Source organism: Kitasatospora cathayae (genome assembly GCF_027627435.1).
GTDB lineage: Bacteria > Actinomycetota > Actinomycetes > Streptomycetales > Streptomycetaceae > Kitasatospora > Kitasatospora cathayae.
Genome location: NZ_CP115450.1, coordinates 6,404,604 through 6,425,015 on the forward strand (window position 1 = coordinate 6,404,604; position 20,412 = coordinate 6,425,015).

Consider the following 20,412-nt stretch of genomic DNA (forward strand, 5'->3'; position numbering starts at 1 on the left):
TCAGCCCGAAATGCCGTTGAGGACCCGATCGAGCGCGGCTCGGCGAACCGGATCCGGGGCGGCTGCTACGCCCGCTTCGATCTCCGCGACGGTGATGACGCTGAGGTAGTACTCCGTGGCGGGGATGGAGTCAGCCCATTCGACGACAGCGGGAGCGGGTTTCGGCCGAGTCGTGAGTTCGGCGACCACATTGGTGTCCAGCAGGTAGGTCATTCGGGGTCTTCCTCGTCGTCGTAGGAGCGCGCCCCGAACTCCAGACCCTCGAAGGGCGTCGACAGGAGGAAGTCCAGGAATCCGTCGGTCCCCAGGGTCGCCCAGCGATGCAGCATTGCGGGCAGTGCGTCGAGGTCGGTGTCGGCGAGTTCAGCGTCGAAGTGCTTGACCTGGTTCTCGGGCAGTGATCCGCGAATCTCTCTGATCGTTCGCAGCGGATGCGGCTCGTCGGGCCGACGAGGGGGCGCGGGCGGATTCGGGGCAGTGCTCATGGCCGACTCCTTCGCGTGGGTCCGAGGAACAGCCTAGGCCCGCCGGACCCGCGATCGGCTCCCCCAGCGGCCCCGTTGTCGGTGGGGCGGGTGATGATAGGGGCTGTTTCGCTGGAGGACGGAAGGACACACCTGATGAGCTGGTGGCAGCAGCCACTGGTCGGCTTCGACCTGGAGACCACGGGCACCGACCCGGCCGTGGACCGCATCGTCACGGCCGCGCTCGTGGACACGGTCGGCGCCGTCCGGGTGGAGGCCGCCAACTGGCTGCTCGATCCCGGGGTGCCGATCCCCGCCGAGGCGGAGGCGATCCACGGGATCGGGGACGCGGTGGCGCGCAGCAGGGGGCGGCAGGCCAAGGAGGCGGTGGAGGAGATAGCCGCGGCGCTGTGCGCGCGGATCGCGGACGGGCGGCCGGTGGTGGCGTTCAACGCGCCGTTCGACCTGTCGCTGCTCGACGCCGAGTTGCGGCGGTACGGGCTGCCCACGCTCGCCGAGCGGCTCGGCGGGCCGGTCGGGCCGGTGCTGGACGCGCTGGTGATCGACCGGGCCGTGGACAAGTACCGCAAGGGCTCGCGCACCCTGCAGCGGGTGTGCGAGGTGTACGGCGTGGAGCTGACGGACGCCCACGAGGCGGGCAGCGACGCGCTGGCCGCCGTACGGGTCGCCGTCGCGCTGGCCGGGCGCTACCCGGCCGAGGTGGGGGCGGTGGCGCCGGCCGAACTGCACGGGCGGCAGATCGGCTGGTACCGGGAGTGGGCCGAGGGCCTGCAGGCCTGGCTGCGCCGCGGCAAGGACCCGCTGGCGGTGGTGGATCCGCGCTGGCCGTCCCGGCCGACGGACCAGGAGCCGCCGGGACTGACCGCATGACGGTGACCGTACGCCCGGCCCGCCCCGGGGACCTGCCCGGCTTCCTCGCCCTGGCCGCCGAGGTCGAGCACTGGTTCGGCCCGATGGTGGCCGAACCCGGCTTCCACCGCGCGGTGGAGCGGTCCGTCGAACGGGGGCGCGCGAGCGTCGCCGAGGACGACCGGGGCCTGCTCGGCGGCCTGCTGTTCGGCGGCACGCCCCCGCTGCACCACCTGCACTGGCTGGTGGTGGCCGAGCGCGCCCGGGGCACCGGCGTCGGCCGGGCGCTGGTCGAGGACGCGCTGTGCCGCCACCGGGTCCGCGCCCCGGCCACCGTCGAGGTGGTGACCTTCGGCGCGGACCACCCCGGTGCGGTGTCCAGCGGTGCCCGGGTGTTCTACGAGCGGCTGGGCTTCACCCCGGCCGAGCCCGCAGAACCCGGACCGGAGGGCGGCTCCCGCCAGGTCTACCGGCTGCGCGTCACCTGACCCGCTACTGCAGGTCGAGCCCCACCGGGTGCGCCACGTCCACCGGGCAGACGAACACGTGCAGTTCGCCGTGCCGCCCGACGGACAGGTCCGGGTCGTCGCCGCTCTCCACGGTGAGCAGATGGTTCATCCGCTCGCCGCACCGCCCGCAGTCGATCGGGACGAGGTCGGTGAGGTGCCAGGACGGCCAGCCACCCAGCTTCCAGCCGTCCGCGCGGCCCCGGTCCCGCTCGTACTCGAGGCCCTGCCGTCGGGTGAACTCGGCGACGGCGCGGGCGAGTTCCTCGGGCAGTTCGTCGCGGTCGGGCAGGTCGAGGAGCTGTTCGGGGCGCAGTGCGCACGGCTGCGGCAGGTACTCCTCCTCGCTGTGCCGGGGCGGCGGGGGAGTGGCGGGGGCGAGTTCGGCGGCGCGCTGCCAGTGGAGTTCGACGGCGGGGCCGTAGTAGTAGCGCTCGCCCTGGATGTCGTCGTGGTCGTTGGGGCACCAGAGCACCTGGAGCAGGTCGGTGCCCTCCGGCCAGGGCAGGTGCGGCGCGTCCTCGGCGCGGATCCGGGCGAGCGGGACCAGGGCCGTCGGGACGGCCCGCAGTTCGGGGTCCGGGTGGGGGATCCGGTCGTCCTCCTCCGGGTGCCGGGCGGTGCAGTGCGACCAGGGCTCGCCGCCCGGCCACCGGGCCGGGCCGCCGATGCCGCTCGCCCCCGGTGCGGGTTGCGCGGCGTACGGGTGCAGCAGGGTGGCGGGCCGGAGGTAGCGGGCGAGCCCGGGTACCGCGGCGACGAGTTCGGCGGGGCCGGGTGGAAGATCGGTCACGGTGCCCCAGCTTAGGGCCCGGTCGAACTCCCCGGTGCGGCCCGGTCGTTCGACCGGGCCCGGGCCCAACTCCGTTACGCGGCGGGGCAGTCGAAGGTGTAACCCTGGGCGATCAGCCAGGGCAGCAGCTGCTTGAGCGCGGCCACGGTCTGGCTGCGGTCGCCGCCGCCGTCGTGCATCAGGATCACCCCGCCGGGCTTGAGCTGGCTCTGCACGGTGGAGACGATCGCGGGCACGCCCGGACGGGCCCAGTCGCGCGGGTCGACGGACCAGCCGAGCGAGGACATCCCGAGACCGGCCGCGATGTGCTCGTTGTCCGCCGTGAAGCCGCCGCCCGGTGCGCGGAACCAGCTGACCTGGGTGCCCGGCCCGCCGGCCTTGACGATCATGTCGTGGGCGGCGCCGATCTCGTACACCGCCTTGTCGTGGGGGAGCTTCTCGAACGGCTGCGGGTGGTGGACGCTGTGGTCGCAGAGCCGGTGACCCTCGGCCAGCACCCGCTTCACCAGGGCCGGGTTGGCGGCGGCGTTCTGGCCGATCTCGCAGAAGGTGGCCTTGACGTGGTACTGGGCGAGCAGGTCGAGGATCTGGCCGGTGGCCGGGCCGGGGCCGTCGTCGAAGGTGAGCGCGACGGTGCGGCCGCCGGAGGCGGTGGAGCCGATCACCTTGGTCGCCGTCCCGGTGTGGGCGGGCGGTGCGGCGGGCGGCGCCGCGGGCGTGCCGGTGGGCGGCGCCGCGGGCGTGCCGGTGGGCGGGGAGCCGACCGGGGAGCCGGTCGGCGCGGTGGGCGTGCGCGGCTTCGCGGTGGCCGGCGGCGCGGTCGGGCCGGAGCCGGTGGCGGCGTCCGAGCCGGGGGCGGGCGCGCTGGTGGTGGCCCCGCTGCCGGTCGGCTGCGGCTGCTGCGTCGAGCCGGTGTCGGGGGCGGCGGCGTTGGTGCTCGGCTGCAGCGCCCCGCTGGCGGCGCCGCACGCGGACAGCCCCAGGACGGCGGCCACCGCGATGCAGCCCGCGATCAGCCGACCGCGGCCCGCGCCCGGACGGGACGGACGGATCGGGAGAGTCGGAAGCGACGGGCGGCGGCGGGTGGCGGTCCGGTGCATGACGGCGGCTCCTGAGGGGCGAGACGGGTGCCGATCCCTCGGTCAGGATGACTGTGCGATAGGACGCCGATCGTACGTGTCCCGGTTGCCGGCCGGACCGATCCGTCCTAAGAGTCTTCTCACACTCGACCGGATTGGCGTCCGCCGTTCGGAACGGGTATCCGGGCGCCGTCAGAACGGGTACCACCGCACGTCGGTGGCCCCCTCGCGGAGCGAGGCGACCCGGCGGCCGAACTCCGCGAGCGCCGCCGGGTTCCCGGCCGCCTGCTGGGCGACCCAGGAGGCGCTGGCCGTCTCCCGGGCCCCGCGCAGCACCGCGAAGCCGGGCCAGTCCCGCACGTCCCAGCCGTACGCCTCGGTGAACGCCCGGTACTCCTCGCCCGGCACGCCGTAGCGGTCGTGGCTGAGCGCGAGTACCACCAGGTCGTGCTCGCGCAGGTCGTGCGAGACGTTCTCCAGGTCGAGCAGCACCGGCCCGTCCGGGCCGACGTGGACGTTGCGCGGCAGCGCGTCCCCGTGGATCACCCCGGGGTGCAGCTGCGGCACGAGGTCGGGCAGGGCGGCCTCGAAGGCGTCCCGGCGGTGGCGCAGGAAGGCGACGTCCGCCGGGTCGACCTGCCCCTCGGCGGAGGCCAGCCAGCGCTCGACCGGCGCCAGCAGGTCGCGCCGGCCGACCGGGAAGGGCGGCAGCGGCAGTCGGTGCAGGGCCCGCAGCAGCGGGGCGAGGTCGGCCGGGCGGGCCGGGCGGACGGCGGGGGCGAGCCGGTGCCAGAAGGTGACCGGGTGCCCGTCGGCCAGCTGCGGCTCGGCCGGCACCGCCCCGTACGGGCGGACCACCGGGACGTCCTGCCCGGCCAGCCAGTGCGCGACGGTCAGCTCGCGGTGCGCCCGGTCGTACAGTTCGGGGCCGCGGCCGACCTTGGCGACCACGGCCGGGTCACCGAGGTCGAAGACGGCGTTCTCGCCGAGCGCGAGCAGCCGGGCGTCACCCGGGCCGGGCAGTCCGGCGGACTCGCAGGCGTGGGCGAGCAGCAGCCGGGCGCGGCCCTCGTCGAAGGGGATCATGGCTGGGCTCCGTTCCGCCGTCGTTCCTCCGGAGGACTCCGGACGGAGATCATCATGGCGCACCCGGCGGCGTACGGGACGGCGCACGGACGGGGGCGGGGTTTTCCCCTACCCCGGGACCCTGACGCCTCCTCCTCGGAGGTAGGGGGCGGGCTCCACCCTGAGGGGGAGGAGACTCCACCCGGAGCACGAGGTCAACGGGGTGGCGGCCGGGAGAGACTGGGTCGGGGCCGCTTCGGGGGCGGCCCGCAACGGGGGTTGGACAACGGGGGCTCCTTGCCGAGCGGCAAGCACGTACTCGTAGGATGACGCCCAGACCTACTTACCTGCCGACCGGCTAGGGGACGCCGATGCGTCCGCCGTCCGGTCCTGCCGTCGCCCAGCGTCCCGTCCCCCAAGGGCTGCGGTGAACCATGCCCAGGAGGCATCGAGCATGTTCCACCGACTAGGACACTTCGTCGTCCGCCGCGCCTGGTGGGTGATCGGCGCGTGGCTGATCGCCGCGGTCGCGATCATCGGATCCGCTCCCGCGCTGACCACCAACACCGACGAGTCGGCCTTCCTGCCCAAGCACTACGAGTCCATCCAGGCGACGGACCTCCAGCAGAAGGCCTTCCCGTCCGAGAAGTCGCCGTCCGCGCTGCTGCTCTTCGAGCGCAACGACGGCGGCCGGCTGGACGCCGGCGACCAGGCCGCCATGGACAAGATCACCCAGGGCCTGGCCGACAAGAAGATCCCGCTCGTCGAGCAGGTCCTCCCGGTCTCCGACAAGACGGGCTCGTACTCCCAGGACCACAAGTACGCGATGGCGCTGGTCTCCATCGACAAGTCCAAGATGCAGTCGGACGAGTTCACCGACGCCGCGAAGCAGCTTCGCGACGACGGCAAGGAACTCGCCGCCGGCACCAACCTGAAGTACCAGGTCGGCGGTCCGGCCGCGACCATGCTGGACCAGAAGGACTCCAGCAACACGGCGGGCATGCTGATCGGGCTCGGCACGGTCGTGATCATCCTGCTCACGCTCGGGATCATCTTCCGCAGCCCGCTCGTCGCGCTGCTGCCGGTGCTCTCGGTGATCATCTACTCGATGGTCGCCACCGGTCTGATCGGCTTCGCGACCGACTGGTTCGGCCTCAAGGCCGACAGCTCGATCTCGCAGATCCTCACCGTCGTGCTCTACGGCGTCGGCACCGACTACTTCCTGTTCCTGATGTTCCGCTACCGCGAGCGGCTGCGGGCCGGGGACAACCGCAAGGAGGCCGTGGCCAATGCGGTCGGTCGGGTCGGCGAGGCCATCACCTCCGCCGCCGGCGCCGTCGTGGTCGCCTTCTCGGTGCTCGTGCTGTCCAGCCTCGGCATGTTCAAGGCACTCGGCCCGGCGCTGGCCATCGCCGTCGGCGTCACCGCGCTCGCCTCGGTCACCCTGGTGCCCGCGATCCTCTGCCTGATCCCCCAGAAGGTCCTGTTCTGGCCCTCCAAGGCCTGGCAGCGCGAGCCCTCGAACGCCCGCTTCGCCGCCATCGGCCGCGGCGTCGGCCGCCGTCCGGTCGCCGCCGCCCTGGTCTCCGGCCTGGTGATGGTCGGCCTCGCGGTCGCCGCCCTCGGCTACAAGGGCACCTTCGACATGGCCGGCAGCTCCATGCCGAAGGACAAGGAGTCGATGGTCGTCCAGGACACCATGATCAAGGCCTACTCGGCCGGCGCCGCCGACCCCGCCCACGTCCTCGTCACCAGCGAGAACGGCAGCAAGATCGACCTCAACGCGCTCCAGGGCTACGTGGCCGACCTGGGCAAGGTCGACGGCGTGGCCACCTCCGCCATGCCGAACGCGGAGCGCGGCATCAGCAAGGACGGGCTCACCGTCGACGTCACCGTCGTGCTGAAGGACGAGTCGTCCAGCAACAAGGCCATCGACACCATCGACCGGGTCCGCAAGGTCGCCCACGACCAGGCGCCCGCCGGTACCAAGGCCTACGTCTCCGGCACCAGCTCCGTGTACAAGGACATCAACACGGCGATGGCCCACGACTACAGGCTGGTCTTCCCGATCGCCGCGGTGCTGATCATGGTCATCCTCGGCCTGCTGCTGCGCAGCGTGGTCGCCCCGTGGTACCTGATGGCCTCGGTCGGCCTCGGCTTCGGCGCCACCCTCGGTGCCACCACCCTGGTGTTCCAGAACATCAAGGGCGAGACCGGTCTGATGTTCATGCTGCCGATCCTGATCTACCTGTTCGTGGTCGCGATCGGCACCGACTACAACATCCTGATGATCGCCCGACTGCGCGAGGAGGCCCGCGAGGGCCGCGACCCCCGCGAGGCGGCGAGCCAGGCCATCCGCCACGGCGGCCCGACGGTGGCCGCGGCGGGCTTCATCCTGGCCGCGACCTTCGGCACCATGCTGCTGGCCGGCAACACGATGATGAGCGAGATGGGCTTCTCGATCGCGATCGGCATCATCATCGCGGCCTTCGTGATGGCGATGTTCTTCACCCCGGCGCTCACCGCCATGCTCGGCCGCCGCGCCTGGTGGCCCGGCCACGGCGACGCCAAGGGCCACGGCGAGGGCCCGGCCGCGCGGGTCGGCGCCACCCTGCCGCCGGAGCCGGTCGGCCGGCGTTGATCAAGGTCTGAACACCGGCTGAACGACAGGCGGCGCCCCGCTCCGGCGGGGCGCCGCTCCCCGTTTTCCGGGGGCGGCAAACGTGATCTGCCGGGCACAAAAGTCCCCGGTCAGTCGCGGTGCGACCGTGCTACAGTCGAAGCAGTTGCAGTTTTGGTTCCCATGAACGTGTGTGTGCGCCTGCTGGTACCAACCAACAGGCGCATTTGTTTTGTCCGGTGTTTCAGTCTCCGGATGGGGATCGCGGCTACTTGGGGATTCACGAGGTGTGAATCCCTGATGCCCCAATAGGAGGAGACGGTTATGGCTACCGGCACCGTGAAGTGGTTCAACAGCGAAAAGGGCTTCGGCTTCATCGAGCAGGACGGCGGCGGCCCGGACGTCTTCGCCCACTACTCGAACATCGTCGCCCAGGGCTTCCGTGAGCTCGTCGAGGGCCAGCGCGTCGAGTTCGACGTCACCCAGGGCCAGAAGGGCCCGCAGGGCGAGAACATCCGCGTCATCTGACGTCAGCCTCGACGCTGACGCGCGATCGACTCTGATCTCGTGAAGCGGGGGCCCGCATCGCTCGACGGTGCGGGCCCTCGTCCATGCCGCCGTACGGCCGGGGCGGCGCACTCCCAGACGACGGCCGACCAGTCCGCGACCGCGGGCTGCCGACCGACGGACGGAGACCCCGTGACCACCCCTGCCCGCACGCCCCGCGACCGCGCCACCGACCGCACCACCACCCGGTCGGCCGACCGCGCCACCGACCGATCCGGTGACCGTGCCACCGACCAGGGCCGCACCGGCCGCCCGCGCCGCACCGGGGACAACCCCGAGCGCGCCCGCCGCGCCGTGGACGGCGCCGACCGCGCCCGCAAGCCGCGCAACCGCACCGGCGCCCCGAAGACCGGCGCCGCCAAGGCCACCCGCACCGCCGTCCCGGAGCCCGCCGACTTCACCGTCGTCGAGGGCACCCCGGCCCGGCCGCCGGCGGCCTCCTTCGCCGAGCTCGACCTGCCCAAGGCGATCCTGTCCGCGCTCACCCGCGAGGGCGTCACCGAGCCGTTCCCGATCCAGGCCGCCACCCTGCCCGACTCGATCGCCGGGCGCGACGTCCTCGGCCGCGGCCGCACCGGCTCCGGCAAGACCCTGGCCTTCGGCCTGCCGCTGCTCGCCCGCACCGCCGGGCGCCGCGCCGACGCCCGGCACCCGCTGGCGCTCGTCCTGGTACCCACCCGCGAGCTCGCCCAGCAGGTCACCGAGGCGCTCACCCCGTACGCCACCGCGGTCAACCTGCGGATCACCACCGTCGTCGGCGGCATGGGCATCGGACGGCAGGCCAACGCGGTGCGCCGCGGTACCGAGGTGCTGGTCGCCACCCCCGGCCGGCTGGACGACCTGATCGGGCGCGGTGACGTCAACCTGTCCGACGTCGCCATCACCGTCCTCGACGAGGCCGACCAGATGGCCGACATGGGCTTCCTCCCGCAGGTCAGCAAGCTGCTGGAGCAGGTCGCCGAGGGCGGGCAGCGGATGCTGTTCTCCGCGACCCTGGACCGCAACGTCGACCGGCTGGTCAAGCGCTTCCTGGCCGACCCGGTCACCCACTCGGTCGACCCCTCGGCCGGCGCCGTCACCACCATGGACCACCACGTCCTGCAGCTGGAGCCCGCCGACAAGGCCTCCGCCACCGCCCACATCGCCTCCCGCGACGGCCGCGTGATCATGTTCGTGCACACCAAGCACGGCGCCGACCGGCTCGCCAAGCAGCTGCGCGCCACCGGCGTGATGGCGGCCGCGCTGCACGGCGGCAAGTCCCAGCCGCAGCGCAACCGGGTCCTGGACCAGTTCCGCGACGGCGAGGTCACCGCGCTGATCGCCACCAACGTCGCCGCCCGCGGCATCCACATCGACGGCCTCGACCTGGTCGTCAACGTCGACCCGCCGATCGACCACAAGGACTACCTGCACCGCGGCGGCCGCACCGCCCGGGCCGGCGAGTCCGGTACGGTCGTCACCCTGGTGCTGCCCGAGCAGCGCCGCGAGGTCAACCGGCTGATGACGGTCGCCGGGATCCGCCCCACCGTCACCAAGATCCGCCCCGGCGACGCCGACCTGGCCCGGATCACCGGCGCCCGCACCCCCAGCGGCGTCCCGGTCGCGCTGGCCGTCCCGGCCGCCGCCCAGCCGGCCGCCCCGGTCACCGCCGACGGCAAGGCCGCCGAGGGCAAGTCGGGCAGCCCGCGCCGCCGCTCCGGCAAGCGCTCCGGCCTGCCCACCGACGTCGACATGAACGGCAACCCGCGCCGCCCGCGCCCCAAGCAGCGCCTCGGCGCGGCCGGCCAGGGCGAGCGGCCGCAGGCCGCCGGGTTCATCGGCCGCTCCTCCGGCCGGGCCCGGCCGGGCAGCGGCTCCAAGTCCGGCGCCAACTACGGCACCGGGCGCCAGCGCCGCAAGTTCGACTGACGGCCGCCGAGGGCGACTCCCGCCGAACGGGCTCCGCGACCTCCCCCACCACGGGGGAGGGCGGGGCCCGTTCCGCGTTCCCGGCCCGGCTCGATCCGACCGGTGTCGGCAGCTGGCGTGAATCCGTTGCCGCTCGCCTTGAACCAGCGCTTGACGGCGGACCGTCCAGACCGGATTCTTTTACGCGACCCACACATCTGTCGCACAGTCACCAAACCGCCGCAGGTGTCGAGTTGACGTGATTCGCCGATCCGGAAGGACCACACTCCCGATGCGCCGAACCTCCGCCCTGCTGACCACCGCCCTGCTCGCAGGGGCCGCCGCCCTGGCCGCACCGGCCACCGCCGCCCAGGCCGCACCCTCCTGCGGCGCCTTCGTCGCGGGCTGGAGCGCCGTCGGCAGCTGCAGCGGCCTCGACCCGATGCAGACCTGGTCCGTGGGCGCCACCTGTTACTACTGGAACTCCACCCACACCGTGCAGTTCTCGCGGCCCGCGATCGGCGGCCTGGCGATCGGCGACGGCAGCGTCTCCGCGGCCTGCAGCTACGGCGACAGCGTGATGTTCCCGCACGTCATCATGGGCGCCACGCCGCCGGCCGGCCCCACCGGCCAGATCACCGGCTACGTCGGCAAGTGCGTCGACGTGCAGGGCGCCAACATCCGCAACGGCACCCCCGTCCAGATCTACGACTGCAACGGCACCGTGGCGCAGAAGTGGCGGATAGGCGTCGACGGCACCATCCGCGCCCTCGGCAAGTGCATGGACGTCTCCGGCGGCGGCACCGCCAACCACACCATGGTCCAGCTCTGGGACTGCAACGGCACCGGCGCCCAGCAGTGGCAGGCCCGCGCCGACGGCTCGCTGCTCAACCCGCAGTCCGGCCGCTGCCTGGACGACCTCGGCTTCTCCACCGCCAACGGCAACCAGCTCGGCATCTGGGACTGCAACGGCGCCGCCAACCAGAAGTGGAACCTGCCGACCTGATTACACGTCAAGTAGGACCCGCCGCACGGCTTTCGCGCCGGGCGGCGGGCCGTCTTCGTTCCGTGCGGCTACACCGCGGCGGCCGTCGGGGCCAGCCGGCGCAGCCGCTCCGCCGTCTCCGCGTCACGCGGCGACATCACGATCAGCTGCAGCCCCTCGGCGGCCAGCAGCACGTGCTGGTCGATCCGCAGCTCGCCCAACTCCTCGTGCCGCACCACCTTCTCGGCCCCCGAACGCTCCGCGACCTGGTGCTCGGCCAGCCAGCGGTCCGCCTCCGGATGCTCGGCCCGCACGTGCTGGATCATCCGGCCCAGGTGCCGGCCCACCGCCGTCGCCTCCCCGCCGCGCTCCGCGTACGCCGCCCGCAACTGGGCCAGGAAACGCCGGGCGTGCTCCTCCCAGTGCTCAACCCGACTGCGGTGCAACGGGTTTCCGAACACCACCCAGGCCAGGTTGCACTCCTGCGGCGGCCGGCCCGACAGCTCGAACAGCGCGTCCGCGCCCGGATTCCACGCCCGCACGTCCCAGTTGGCGTCCATCACCCAGGCCGGCGCCGGCCACTGCGCGTGCATCAGCCGCAGCAGCGCCGCCGGGACCTCCGCGGGCGCGCCCACCTCCCCGTCCAGCGGATGGCTGCCCGCCAGCCGGAACAGGTACGCGGTCTCAGCCCGGTCCAGCCGCAGCGTCCGGGCCAGACTCGCCAGCACCTCCGGCGACGGGTGGATGTCCCGCCCCTGCTCCAGCCACGTGTACCAGGTCACCCCCACCCCGGCCAGCAACGCCAACTCCTCCCGCCGCAACCCCGGCGTGCGCCGCCGCACCCCCGGCGCCAGGCCCACCTCCTGCGGCGTCAACCGGGCCCGACGGCTGCGCAGGAAGCTCGACAGCTCCGTGCGGCGCTCCTCCGACTCGTCCATGTCCCCCGTCCTTCCTGGTGGTCGAACTACCAGTATCCCCACGCACTGCTGCCGTCCGGGCCCCGGCGGCAGGCTTGATCGCGACAGCCCGAGCCAGCTCCGAGGGATCCGTGATGAACCGCCAGAACCGAACCGTCCGCCGCACCGTGGTCGCCCTCGCGGCCGCCGCCCTGCTCGGCACCGCCGGTACGCTACCGGCCGCCGCGGCCGCCCACTGCCCGGCCCCGGCCGTGATCAACGGCCACGCCCCCACCCTGGTCCCCGAGGCCGCCGTCTGGGACCAGGCCCACCACCGCTTCCTGGTCGGCTCGTTGCGGCACGGCACCGTCTCGGCCGTCGCCCTCGACGGCAGCGTCCGCACGCTGGTCGACGACCCCGGCACCCTGATCGAGATCGCCGGCCTGCGGATCGACCAGGCCCACCGCCGCATCCTGGTCACCAATCTCGACAACGGAATCGGCGAACGTTCCGGCCCCGCCACCCTCGGCCGGGTCGCCGGCATCGCCGCCTACGACCTGGACACCGGCCGCCGCCTCTACTACACCGACCTCGCCGCCGTCGCCGGCGACGGCGGCAGCCACCTCGCCAACGACATCGCCATCGCCCCCGACGGCACCGCCTACGTCACCGACTCCTTCGCCCCCGTCGTCTACCAGGTCGACCCGGACGGCACCGGCTCCGTCCTGCTGCGCGACGACCGCCTCACCCCCGCCCCGGGCAGCTACGGCCTCAACGGCATCGCCTACCGCGACGGCCGGCTCGTCCTCGGCAAGTGGGACGACGGCACCCTGTGGCAGCTCCCGCTCCGGGACCCGGCCGACCTGCGCCGCGTCGAGATCGCCGACGGCGGGGCGCTGCTCCACCTCGACGGCATCTTCGCCCGCCCCGACGGCACCATCGCGGGCGTCACCAACGCCTTCTTCGGCGCCGGCCGCGACGCCGAGGTGGAGCTCCGCTCCGACGACCACTGGCACACCGCCCGCCTCACCGCCGTCCACCCCTCCGCCGACCCCACCCCCACCGCCGTCACCACCGGCCCCGCCGGCGCCCTCTACCAGCTCTCCGGCGGCCTGGCGGAGGCCAACGCCGGCCACCCGGGGGACACCTTCGTCCTGCGGCGGCTCTGAGCGGACTGGACTCCCACCACCAGTCGATGTTGCCGCGATACAATGCTATGTACATCGCCAACATCCATCGGAGGTGCCCGATGTCCGTGACCCAGATCGACATCGATGACGAAGCGCTGGAACGCGCAATGGCTCTTGCCGGAGTGCGAACCAAGAAGGAGGCCGTGAACCTCGCACTGCGCTTCTACGCCGAGCGGCAGGAACGCGCGGCCCGCATCAGTAGGCACTTCGAGCGGGCCCAGCACTGGGAGGCCCTTGAGCATGCCGAGCGGATGCACCGGGCCGAGAAGGACGCTCGGTGATCTATCTCATCGATACCTCCGCATTGTTCCGGCTGATGCGGGATCCGAAGCTCAAGACCGCCTGGTACGACGCGATCGACGCAGGGTCGATCGCGTCGTGCTACCCGCAGCGTGCTGAGCTCCTCTTCAGCGCACGCGACGGCCGGGAGTACGACGAGATCTCCGAGCTGTTCGCTGAGCTCTACCCCGATGTCTCGGTGCCGAAGAACGCAGGACGCTGGATCGACATGGTGCAGCGGCGGATGGCGCTCGCCGGCCGGCACCGCAGTGCCTCTGCCGTAGACCTGATGATCGCGGCGACGGCCGCGCACCATGGACTCACGGTCCTCCACGACGATGCGGACTACCGTACGGTGGCGCGGTACGCCACCGACCTGAGCGAGCACAGCATTCTGGACTGCGCCTGAGTCGGTCGCACGCTCAGGCGGTGAGCGCCGGAACCGCCACCGCCGCCAGGCGGGCCTGGTCGTAGCGCTGCAGCAGCAGGGCGGCCAGCTCCGGGGCGGGGCCAAGGGTGCCGGCCAGGACGTCCGCCCCGGCCGCCGCCGCGGCGATGCGGTCCGGCAGCAGGCCCGGGGCCAGTAGGTAGGGGGCGACGGCGGTCTGCCGGGCTCCGGCCGCGCGCAGGGCGGCGAGGGCCTCCGGCACCCGCGGCCCCGAGGCCGAGGCGTAGGCGACCTCGACGGCGGCCCAGCCGCGGCTGCGGCGCCACTCGGCGGCGAGCGCGCGGGTGGCGGCGTCGGCGGCCGGGTCGGAGGACCCGGCCGCGGCCAGCACCACGCCCGTGCGGGCGCGGACCACGGCCGAGTCCAGATCGAGCCCGGCCTCCGCGAGCCGGCGGTCCAGGGCGGCGAGCAGCAGCGGCGAGGGCCCCAGCACGTCGGCGACGGGCAGCCCGGCGCCGGCGGCGCGCAGGGCGGCAGGGACGTCGTGCTTGGCGTGGAAGGCCCGGTTCAGCAGCAGCGGCACGGCCACCGCGTCCGTCAGCCGGCCGACCACCTGGGGGATCCGCGGCGCGCAGTGGTCCAGGTAGGCGGTGGCGACCTCCAGGGCGGGTCGCTGCGCCCGCACCTGCTCGACCAGGGCGGCCACGGTCGCGGCGTGCCGCGGGTCGCGGCTGCCGTGGGCGATCAGCAGGAGGGCGGGCATCAGCGGGGCCTCACTTGGCGGAGGCCAGCAGGCCGCGGTTGCGCAGCACCCGGCGCTCGACCGGGGTGAACACCAGCAGCTCGATGGCGATGCCGACGAACAGGATGAGGATGATGCCGAGCAGCACCCCGGACATGTCGGAGAACTCGCGCTGGTCCTCCAGGAACCGGCCGAGGCCCCGCCCGAGGTCGGGGGAGGAGGCGACCAGCTCGGCGGCCATCAGTGAGCGCCAGGAGAACGCCCAGCCCTGCTTGAGCCCGGCCAGGTAGCCGGGCAGCGCGGCCGGGATGAGCACGTGCCGGGCCCCGGCCAGACCGGTGGCGCCGATGGTGCGTCCGGCCCGCAGGAACAGCGGCGGCACCTGGTCGATGCCGGCCACCAGCCCGTTGGCGATGGACGGGACGGCGCCCAGCAGGATCACCGCGTACATCATCGAGTCGTTGATGCCGAGCCAGATGACGGCGGCCGGCACCCAGGCCACCGAGGGCAGCGACTGCAGGCCCTGCAGCACCGGGCCGATGGCGGTGCGCACCGGCTTGACCCGGGCGACCACCAGGCCGATCGGGGTGCCGATGACTACGGCGAGCAGGAAGCCGGACAGGCCGCGCCACACGCTGGTCCAGATGATCGAGAAGAGTGTTCCCTGGTACCAGAGGTCCTGGAGGGAGTGCCAGACGTCGGCGGGGCTGGGCAGCTTGTACGAGGAGGTGAGGTGCAGGCTGTACGCGCCCTGCCACAGCGCCAGCACCACCAGCACGCCGATCAGCGGCGGCAGTGCCTTCGTTCGCAGCACCTCGCCGATCGAACTGCGCGGGGCGGCGACGGAGTCGAGGGCGTCCAGGCCGGCCCCGACCTCGGCGGTGTCGCCGTCGTTCCGGGCGGGGGCGGTGTCAGTGCTGGACATGGCGACGGATCTCCCCACGCAGTTCTTCGGTGATCTCGATGGACAGGTCGGCGACGCCGGAGGACTCGATGCGGCGCGGCTGCGGCAGGTCGATCCGCCACTCGCGGGCGACCCGGCCGGGCCGGGAGGACAGCAGGACGACGCGCTGGGCCAGGCGCACGGCCTCGCGCACGTTGTGGGTGACGAACAGCACGGACAGCTGCCGCTCGGCCCAGATCCGGGTGATCTCGTCGTGCAGCACGTCCCGGGTGATGGCGTCGAGCGCGGCGAACGGCTCGTCCATCAGCAGCACTTTGCTGCCCTGGGCGAGGGCGCGGGCCATCGCGACGCGCTGGCGCATGCCGCCGGACAGCTCGTGCACCCGCTTGCCGTACGCGCCGCCCAGGCGGACGAGTTCGAGCAGGCGCTCGGCCTCGGCGCGGCGCTCTGGGCGGGGGAGGCCTGCCAGCTTGAGGGCGAGCTCGATGTTCTTCCCGGCGGTGAGCCAGGGGAACAGCGCGTGTTCCTGGAACATCAGCGCGGGGCGGCCGCCGGGCACCTCGATGCTGCCGCGGGTGGGCTTGTCGAGGCCGGCGACCAGGTTGAGCAGGGTGGACTTGCCGCAGCCCGAGGCGCCGAGCAGGGTGACGAACTCGCCGGGCGCGACGTCGAGGGTGATGTCGTCCAGCACGTGGGTCTGGGCGCCCGGGCGGCCGAAGGACTTGTGCACGTGCGAGATCCGGACGGCGGGCGCGTTGGTGGCGTCGACGGCAGGGGCGTCGGCCGGGGTGGTCAGTACCGGGCTCATGGGGACCTCCCGCATGTGGTCTGGGGGCTGGCGAGTCGGAGCCGGGGTCCGGGCCCCGCCCGCGCCGGTGGGCATCGATCGGGGATCGACCGGGCGGGCGGGGGACCGGACCGCGGAGTTACTTGGTGCCGAGTCCGGCGTCCGCCACGGGCGCCTGGCCCTGGGCCGCGAGGACCTTGTTCAGCAGGGTGAGGTCGTAGATGCCGTTCAGATTGGGCTTCTTGAGGAGCCCGGCGGTCACGGCGTGGTCGGCCTCGGCCTGCAGGGTGTTCGCCAGCGGGTCGTCCAGGAAGTCGATGTCGGCCCAGGCCGGGTCGAGGACGGCCGGCTCCAGCGCGTTGCCGGCGTCCTTCTTGATCGCCTCGTTGGCGTCGGCCTTGGCCTTCTCGGGGTTGGCCTTGATGAAGGCGTTGGTGTTCACCGAGCCGCGCAGCACGGCCTCCACCACGTCCTGGTGCTCCTTGAGGAACTTCTGCGAGACGATGATGTTGGTGATCACGAACTTCTTGTCCGGCCAGACGTCCTTCTCGTTGAGCAGGACCTTCGCGCCGAGGGTGACCAGCTTGGAGGCGGTGGGCTCGGGCACCCAGGCGCCGTCGATGGAACCCTGCCGGTAGGCGTCGGGGGTGACCTTGTTGTCGGTGCGCACCACCGAGACGTCGCCCGCGCCGGACGCCGCGTCCACCTTGTAGCCCTTGCCCGCCAGGTAGTTGAGCAGGGCCACGTCCTGGGTGTTGCCCAGCTGCGGGGTGGCGATCTTCTTGCCCTTGAGGTCGTCCAGCGAGGAGACCTTGTCCGGGTTGACCACCAGCTTGACCCCGCCGGAGGCCGAACCACCGATGATCTTCAGGGACTTGCCGTCGGACTTGGTGTAGCCGTTGATCGCGGGGGAGGGGCCGATCCAGCCGATGTCGATGGAGCCGGCGTTGAGCGCCTCGATCTCGGCCGGGCCCGCGTTGAAGACCTGGGTCCTGATCTGGGTGGTGCCCAACTCCTTCTGGAAGATGCCCCCCTGGAGGCCGACCAGTGCGGTGCCGTGGGTCAGGTTGGCGAAGTAGCCGATCTTCACCGTGGGGGAGGACAGCTTGACGCCCGGAGCCCCGGTCGCGGCGGTGTCGGCGGAGCCGTTGTCGGCGGCCTTGGAGCCGTAGCCGCAGGCCGACAGCAGGGCCACGGCGGTCAGGCCGGCGACGGCGGCCGCGGCGGAGCGTCTGATCCGGCCGGCGTTGGGGCGGACGAAGGTATGGGAGGGGGCCGGGTTGGGTGCCATGGTGGTGAGTCCTGTTCGCGGACGGACCGTCAGGAGGCGGTCTCGGGCGGATGGTCGGGAAGGTGGTGCGCGCGGCAGCGGAGTGCCGGGGCAAGCCGGGCGGCTGTGGGGGAAGACAGCCCGGTGACGGGGCGTGCTCAGCCCCGTCGGCCCACACATCGGGTCAGGCCGCCCTGGCCGCTGCCGAGGACGCCGCTGCCGATGCGGCCGCCTTCCTTGTCCATGCCCGAGAACGCCTCGCTGGGCATCAGACCCAGTCCTCCTCAGCGGGTTCCGTGGCTCGTACGGTCTCGAAGGCCTCGCCCGCCATGCCGGCGGTGAGGGTGGTGCCGTCGGCCGGGTCGATCAGCAGGAACGAGCCGGTGCGACGGTTGTCGGTGTAGTCGTCGAGGGCCAGCGGCTCGGCGGTGCGCAGCTTCACGTGGCCGATGTCGTTGACGTTCAACCCCTCGGCGCCGGAGCGCTGTTCGAGCGTGTCGATGTCGATCCGGTAGGAGATCTCCTTGACCAGCGCGCGCACGGTGCGGGTGGTGTGCTTGAGCAGCACCTTGTCCCCGGCGCGCAGCGGGCGCTCGTTGAGGTGGCTGACGGTGGCCTCGATGTCCTTGGTGGGCGCGGGAGTCGCCCCGGCGGCGATCAGGTCGCCGCGGGAGATGTCGAGGTCGTCGGCGAGCCGGACGGTGACCGACTGCGGCGCCCAGGCGATGTCGGTCCCGCGGCCGAACGCGTCGATCCCGGCGACGGTGGTGGTCAGGCCGGAGGGCAGCACGGTGACGGCGTCGCCGACCCGCAGCACGCCGGAGGCCAACTGGCCCGCGTAGCCGCGGTAGTCGGGGTGCTCCTCGGTCTGCGGGCGGATCACGTACTGGACCGGGAAGCGGGCGGGCTCGGCGCTCGGGTCGCTGCCGACCGGGACGGTCTCCAGGTGTTCGAGCAGGGTCGGGCCGCCGTACCAGTCCATGTGTGCGGACGGCTCGACGACGTTGTCCCCGGCCAGGGCCGAGATCGGGACGGCGAGGACGTCCTTGACGCCGAGCGAGGCCGCGTAGGCGGTGAACTCGGCGGCGATGGCGGCGAAGACGGGCTCGGCGTAGTCGACCAGGTCCATCTTGTTGACGGCCAGCACGACGTGCGGCACCCGCAGCAGCGCGGCGACGGCGGCGTGCCGACGGGTCTGCTCGACCACGCCGTTGCGGGCGTCGACCAGGACGACGGCGAGCTCGGCGGTGGAGGCGCCGGTCACCATGTTGCGGGTGTACTGCACGTGCCCGGGGGTGTCGGCGAGGATGAACCGCCGCCGGGGGGTGGCGAAGTAGCGGTAGGCGACGTCGATGGTGATGCCCTGCTCGCGTTCGGCGCGCAGGCCGTCGGTGAGCAGTGCGAGGTCGGGTGCCTCCTGGCCGCGGCCCAGGGAGACGCGCTCGACGGCCTCCAGCTGGTCGGCGAGCACCGACTTGGAGTCGTGCAGCAGCCGGCCGACCAGGGTGGACTTGCCGTCGTCGACGGAGCCGGCGGTGGCGAAGCGCAGCAGGGAGGTGGCGTTGGTCTCGATGGTCGTGCTCATTAGAAGTACCCCTCGCGCTTGCGGTCTTCCATCGCGGCCTCGGAGAGCTTGTCGTCGGCGCGGGTGGCGCCGCGCTCGGTGAGGCGGCTGGCGGCGATCTCGGCGATCACGGCCTCGATGGTGGTGGCGTCGGAGTCGACGGCGCCGGTGCAGGACATGTCGCCGACGGTGCGGTAGCGGACCAGCCGCCGTTCGACCGGTTCGCTGTCCTTGGGGCCGCCCCACTCGCCGGCGGTCAGCCACATGCCGCCCCGGGAGAAGACGTCGCGCTCGTGCGCGTAGTAGATCTCCGGCAGCTCGATGCCCTCGCGCTCGATGTACTGCCAGACGTCCAGCTCGGTCCAGTTGGACAGCGGGAAGACCCGCACGTGCTCGCCGACCGCGTGCCGGCCGTTGTACAGCGACCACAGCTCGGGGCGCTGGCGGCGCGGGTCCCAGGCGCCGAACTCGTCGCGCAGCGAGAAGACGCGCTCCTTGGCGCGGGCCTTCTCCTCGTCCCGGCGGCCGCCGCCGAACACCGCGTCGAAGCGGCCCTTCTCGATGGCGTCGAGCAGGGGCACGGTCTGCAGCGGGTTGCGGGTGCCGTCGGGGCGCTCGCGCAGCCGGCCGTCGTCGATGAAGTCCTGGACGTGGGCGACGTGCAGGCGCAGGTTGTGCTCGGCGACGACCCGGTCGCGGTAGGCGAGGACCTCGGGGAAGTTGTGCCCGGTGTCGACGTGCAGCAGCGAGAAGGGGATGGCGGCGGGCGCGAAGGCCTTGAGCGCCAGGTGCAGCATGAGGATGGAGTCCTTGCCGCCGGAGAACAGGATCACCGGGCGCTCGAACTCCCCCGCGACCTCGCGGAAGATGTGCACCGACTCGGCCTCCAGCGCGTCCAGGTGGGACAGCGCGAAGGGGTTGTCGGTGCGGACCGGACTGTCGGTCGCGGTGGTCATGCCAGGCCCCTCTCGGTCAGGAAGGCGTGCAGCTCGGCGGCGGAGTCGGCCACCTCGCGGCCCTGCGTCTGGATCCGCAGCTCCGGGTTCTGCGGAGCCTCGTACGGGTCGTCGACGCCGGTCAGGCCGGAGATCTCGCCGGCCGCCTGCTTGGCGTACAGGCCCTTGACGTCCCGTTCGGCGCACAGCTCGACCGGGGTGGCGACGTGGATCTCCAGGAACTCGGTGCCGGCCGCGGCGTGCCGCTCGCGCACGGCGGTGCGGGAGTCGGCGAACGGGGCGATCACCGGGGCGAGCACCTTGACGCCGTTGGCGGCGAGCTTCTCGGCGACGAAGCCGATCCGGGTCACGTTGGTGTGCCGGTCCTCGCGGGAGAAGCCGAGGCCCTTGGAGAGGAACTCGCGGATCTCGTCGCCGTCCAGCACCTCGACCTTGTGGCCCTCGGCGCGCAGCCGCTCGGCCAGCGCGAAGGCCAGGGTGGTCTTGCCCGCGCTCGGCAGCCCGGTCAGCCACACGGTGGCGCCGCGCTCGCAGGGGGCGGCCGCACGGGCCGCCTCTGCGGCTCCGTCGGCGGCCGATGTGTTCGCTGTCACGACGTCT

22 protein-coding genes are annotated in these 20,412 nt (G+C 72.8%); 9 read left to right on the top strand and 13 right to left on the bottom strand.

The genetic code is table 11. The annotated features are described in order from the left end of the window. Together O1G21_RS28720 and O1G21_RS28725 are read right to left on the bottom strand one after the other, a co-directional pair. On the bottom strand, positions 1–213 hold the full coding sequence (locus O1G21_RS28720) for a PIN domain-containing protein (protein WP_270147732.1): 213 nt from the start codon (positions 211–213) through the stop codon (positions 1–3). Beyond that, positions 210–485, bottom strand: coding sequence for a hypothetical protein (locus O1G21_RS28725; RefSeq protein ID WP_270147734.1), 276 nt, complete (start codon positions 483–485; stop codon positions 210–212). The genes O1G21_RS28720 and O1G21_RS28725 overlap by 4 nt, the downstream gene beginning before the upstream one ends. Before the next feature lie 135 nt (positions 486–620). Between O1G21_RS28725 and O1G21_RS28730 the strand changes: the two genes are divergently transcribed. Beyond that, positions 621–1,355, top strand: coding sequence for an exonuclease domain-containing protein (locus O1G21_RS28730; RefSeq protein WP_270147736.1), 735 nt, complete (start codon positions 621–623; stop codon positions 1,353–1,355). Positions 1,356–1,357: 2 nt separating this feature from the next. Beyond that, a complete protein-coding gene (locus O1G21_RS28735) occupies positions 1,358–1,822 on the top strand; it encodes a GNAT family N-acetyltransferase (protein ID WP_270151323.1) in 465 nt (154 codons plus the stop codon). Between the two features lie 4 nt (positions 1,823–1,826). Here the strand turns inward: O1G21_RS28735 and O1G21_RS28740 are convergent, their stop codons facing one another. The 3 genes from O1G21_RS28740 to O1G21_RS28750 all read right to left on the bottom strand — a co-directional run bounded on the left by O1G21_RS28740 (position 1,827) and on the right by O1G21_RS28750 (position 4,798). After that, complete coding sequence (locus O1G21_RS28740) at positions 1,827–2,633, bottom strand: DUF1963 domain-containing protein (protein ID WP_270147737.1); 807 nt, start codon at positions 2,631–2,633, stop codon at positions 1,827–1,829. Positions 2,634–2,707: 74 nt separating this feature from the next. Continuing rightward, positions 2,708–3,733 (bottom strand): polysaccharide deacetylase family protein, encoded by a 1,026-nt coding sequence (locus O1G21_RS28745; protein ID WP_270147739.1) that lies wholly within the window; start codon positions 3,731–3,733, stop codon positions 2,708–2,710. 171 nt (positions 3,734–3,904) lie between these two features. Further along, positions 3,905–4,798, bottom strand: a complete 894-nt coding sequence (locus O1G21_RS28750) for a phosphotransferase enzyme family protein (RefSeq protein WP_270147740.1) — start codon at positions 4,796–4,798, stop codon at positions 3,905–3,907. A 433-nt stretch (positions 4,799–5,231) separates the two neighbouring features. Here O1G21_RS28750 and O1G21_RS28755 point away from each other — a divergent pair, with 433 nt between their 5' ends. The 4 genes from O1G21_RS28755 to O1G21_RS41460 all read left to right on the top strand — a co-directional run bounded on the left by O1G21_RS28755 (position 5,232) and on the right by O1G21_RS41460 (position 10,857). Beyond that, on the top strand, positions 5,232–7,418 hold the full coding sequence (locus tag O1G21_RS28755; protein ID WP_270147741.1) for an MMPL family transporter: 2,187 nt from the start codon (positions 5,232–5,234) through the stop codon (positions 7,416–7,418). A gap of 303 nt (positions 7,419–7,721) precedes the next feature. Beyond that, positions 7,722–7,925 (top strand): cold-shock protein, encoded by a 204-nt coding sequence (locus tag O1G21_RS28760; RefSeq protein ID WP_270147743.1) that lies wholly within the window; start codon positions 7,722–7,724, stop codon positions 7,923–7,925. A 171-nt stretch (positions 7,926–8,096) separates the two neighbouring features. Next, the gene (locus O1G21_RS28765; RefSeq protein WP_270147744.1) at positions 8,097–9,872 is read left to right on the top strand and encodes a DEAD/DEAH box helicase; all 1,776 of its coding nucleotides are present in this window, start codon (positions 8,097–8,099) and stop codon (positions 9,870–9,872) included. Between the two features lie 271 nt (positions 9,873–10,143). Continuing rightward, positions 10,144–10,857: a ricin-type beta-trefoil lectin domain protein gene (locus O1G21_RS41460; RefSeq protein WP_333493504.1), complete on the top strand. Its 714-nt coding sequence runs from the start codon at positions 10,144–10,146 to the stop codon at positions 10,855–10,857. Positions 10,858–10,925: 68 nt separating this feature from the next. On the opposite strand, the gene O1G21_RS28775 is transcribed toward O1G21_RS41460, so the two are convergent. Further along, on the bottom strand, positions 10,926–11,774 hold the full coding sequence (locus O1G21_RS28775; RefSeq protein ID WP_270147745.1) for a helix-turn-helix transcriptional regulator: 849 nt from the start codon (positions 11,772–11,774) through the stop codon (positions 10,926–10,928). Positions 11,775–11,887: 113 nt separating this feature from the next. Between O1G21_RS28775 and O1G21_RS28780 the strand changes: the two genes are divergently transcribed. The 3 genes from O1G21_RS28780 to O1G21_RS28790 all read left to right on the top strand — a co-directional run bounded on the left by O1G21_RS28780 (position 11,888) and on the right by O1G21_RS28790 (position 13,610). Further along, a complete protein-coding gene (locus tag O1G21_RS28780; RefSeq protein ID WP_270147747.1) occupies positions 11,888–12,901 on the top strand; it encodes a hypothetical protein in 1,014 nt (337 codons plus the stop codon). A gap of 80 nt (positions 12,902–12,981) precedes the next feature. Beyond that, positions 12,982–13,203 (top strand): type II toxin-antitoxin system VapB family antitoxin, encoded by a 222-nt coding sequence (locus O1G21_RS28785; RefSeq protein ID WP_270147748.1) that lies wholly within the window; start codon positions 12,982–12,984, stop codon positions 13,201–13,203. Then, positions 13,200–13,610, top strand: coding sequence for a PIN domain-containing protein (locus O1G21_RS28790; RefSeq protein WP_270147750.1), 411 nt, complete (start codon positions 13,200–13,202; stop codon positions 13,608–13,610). The genes O1G21_RS28785 and O1G21_RS28790 overlap by 4 nt, the downstream gene beginning before the upstream one ends. A 13-nt stretch (positions 13,611–13,623) precedes the next feature. On the opposite strand, the gene O1G21_RS28795 is transcribed toward O1G21_RS28790, so the two are convergent. From O1G21_RS28795 to cysC, 7 genes are all read right to left on the bottom strand, one after another. After that, positions 13,624–14,352 (bottom strand): sirohydrochlorin chelatase, encoded by a 729-nt coding sequence (locus O1G21_RS28795; RefSeq protein WP_270147752.1) that lies wholly within the window; start codon positions 14,350–14,352, stop codon positions 13,624–13,626. Between the two features lie 10 nt (positions 14,353–14,362). Then, positions 14,363–15,256 (bottom strand): ABC transporter permease, encoded by an 894-nt coding sequence (locus O1G21_RS28800; protein ID WP_270147754.1) that lies wholly within the window; start codon positions 15,254–15,256, stop codon positions 14,363–14,365. After that, positions 15,243–16,043 (bottom strand): ABC transporter ATP-binding protein, encoded by an 801-nt coding sequence (locus O1G21_RS28805; protein WP_270147756.1) that lies wholly within the window; start codon positions 16,041–16,043, stop codon positions 15,243–15,245. Before O1G21_RS28805 ends, O1G21_RS28800 begins: the two co-directional genes overlap by 14 nt. 118 nt (positions 16,044–16,161) lie before the next feature. Next, positions 16,162–17,313 (bottom strand): aliphatic sulfonate ABC transporter substrate-binding protein, encoded by a 1,152-nt coding sequence (locus tag O1G21_RS28810; protein ID WP_270147758.1) that lies wholly within the window; start codon positions 17,311–17,313, stop codon positions 16,162–16,164. A 247-nt stretch (positions 17,314–17,560) separates the two neighbouring features. Beyond that, on the bottom strand, positions 17,561–18,877 hold the full coding sequence (locus O1G21_RS28815; protein ID WP_270147759.1) for a sulfate adenylyltransferase subunit 1: 1,317 nt from the start codon (positions 18,875–18,877) through the stop codon (positions 17,561–17,563). Further along, the gene (cysD, locus tag O1G21_RS28820; RefSeq protein WP_270147761.1) at positions 18,877–19,812 is read right to left on the bottom strand and encodes a sulfate adenylyltransferase subunit CysD; all 936 of its coding nucleotides are present in this window, start codon (positions 19,810–19,812) and stop codon (positions 18,877–18,879) included. The genes O1G21_RS28815 and cysD overlap by 1 nt, the downstream gene beginning before the upstream one ends. Then, positions 19,809–20,405: an adenylyl-sulfate kinase gene (gene cysC, locus O1G21_RS28825; protein WP_405000731.1), complete on the bottom strand. Its 597-nt coding sequence runs from the start codon at positions 20,403–20,405 to the stop codon at positions 19,809–19,811. The genes cysD and cysC overlap by 4 nt, the downstream gene beginning before the upstream one ends. Between the last annotated feature and the right edge of the window lie 7 nt (positions 20,406–20,412).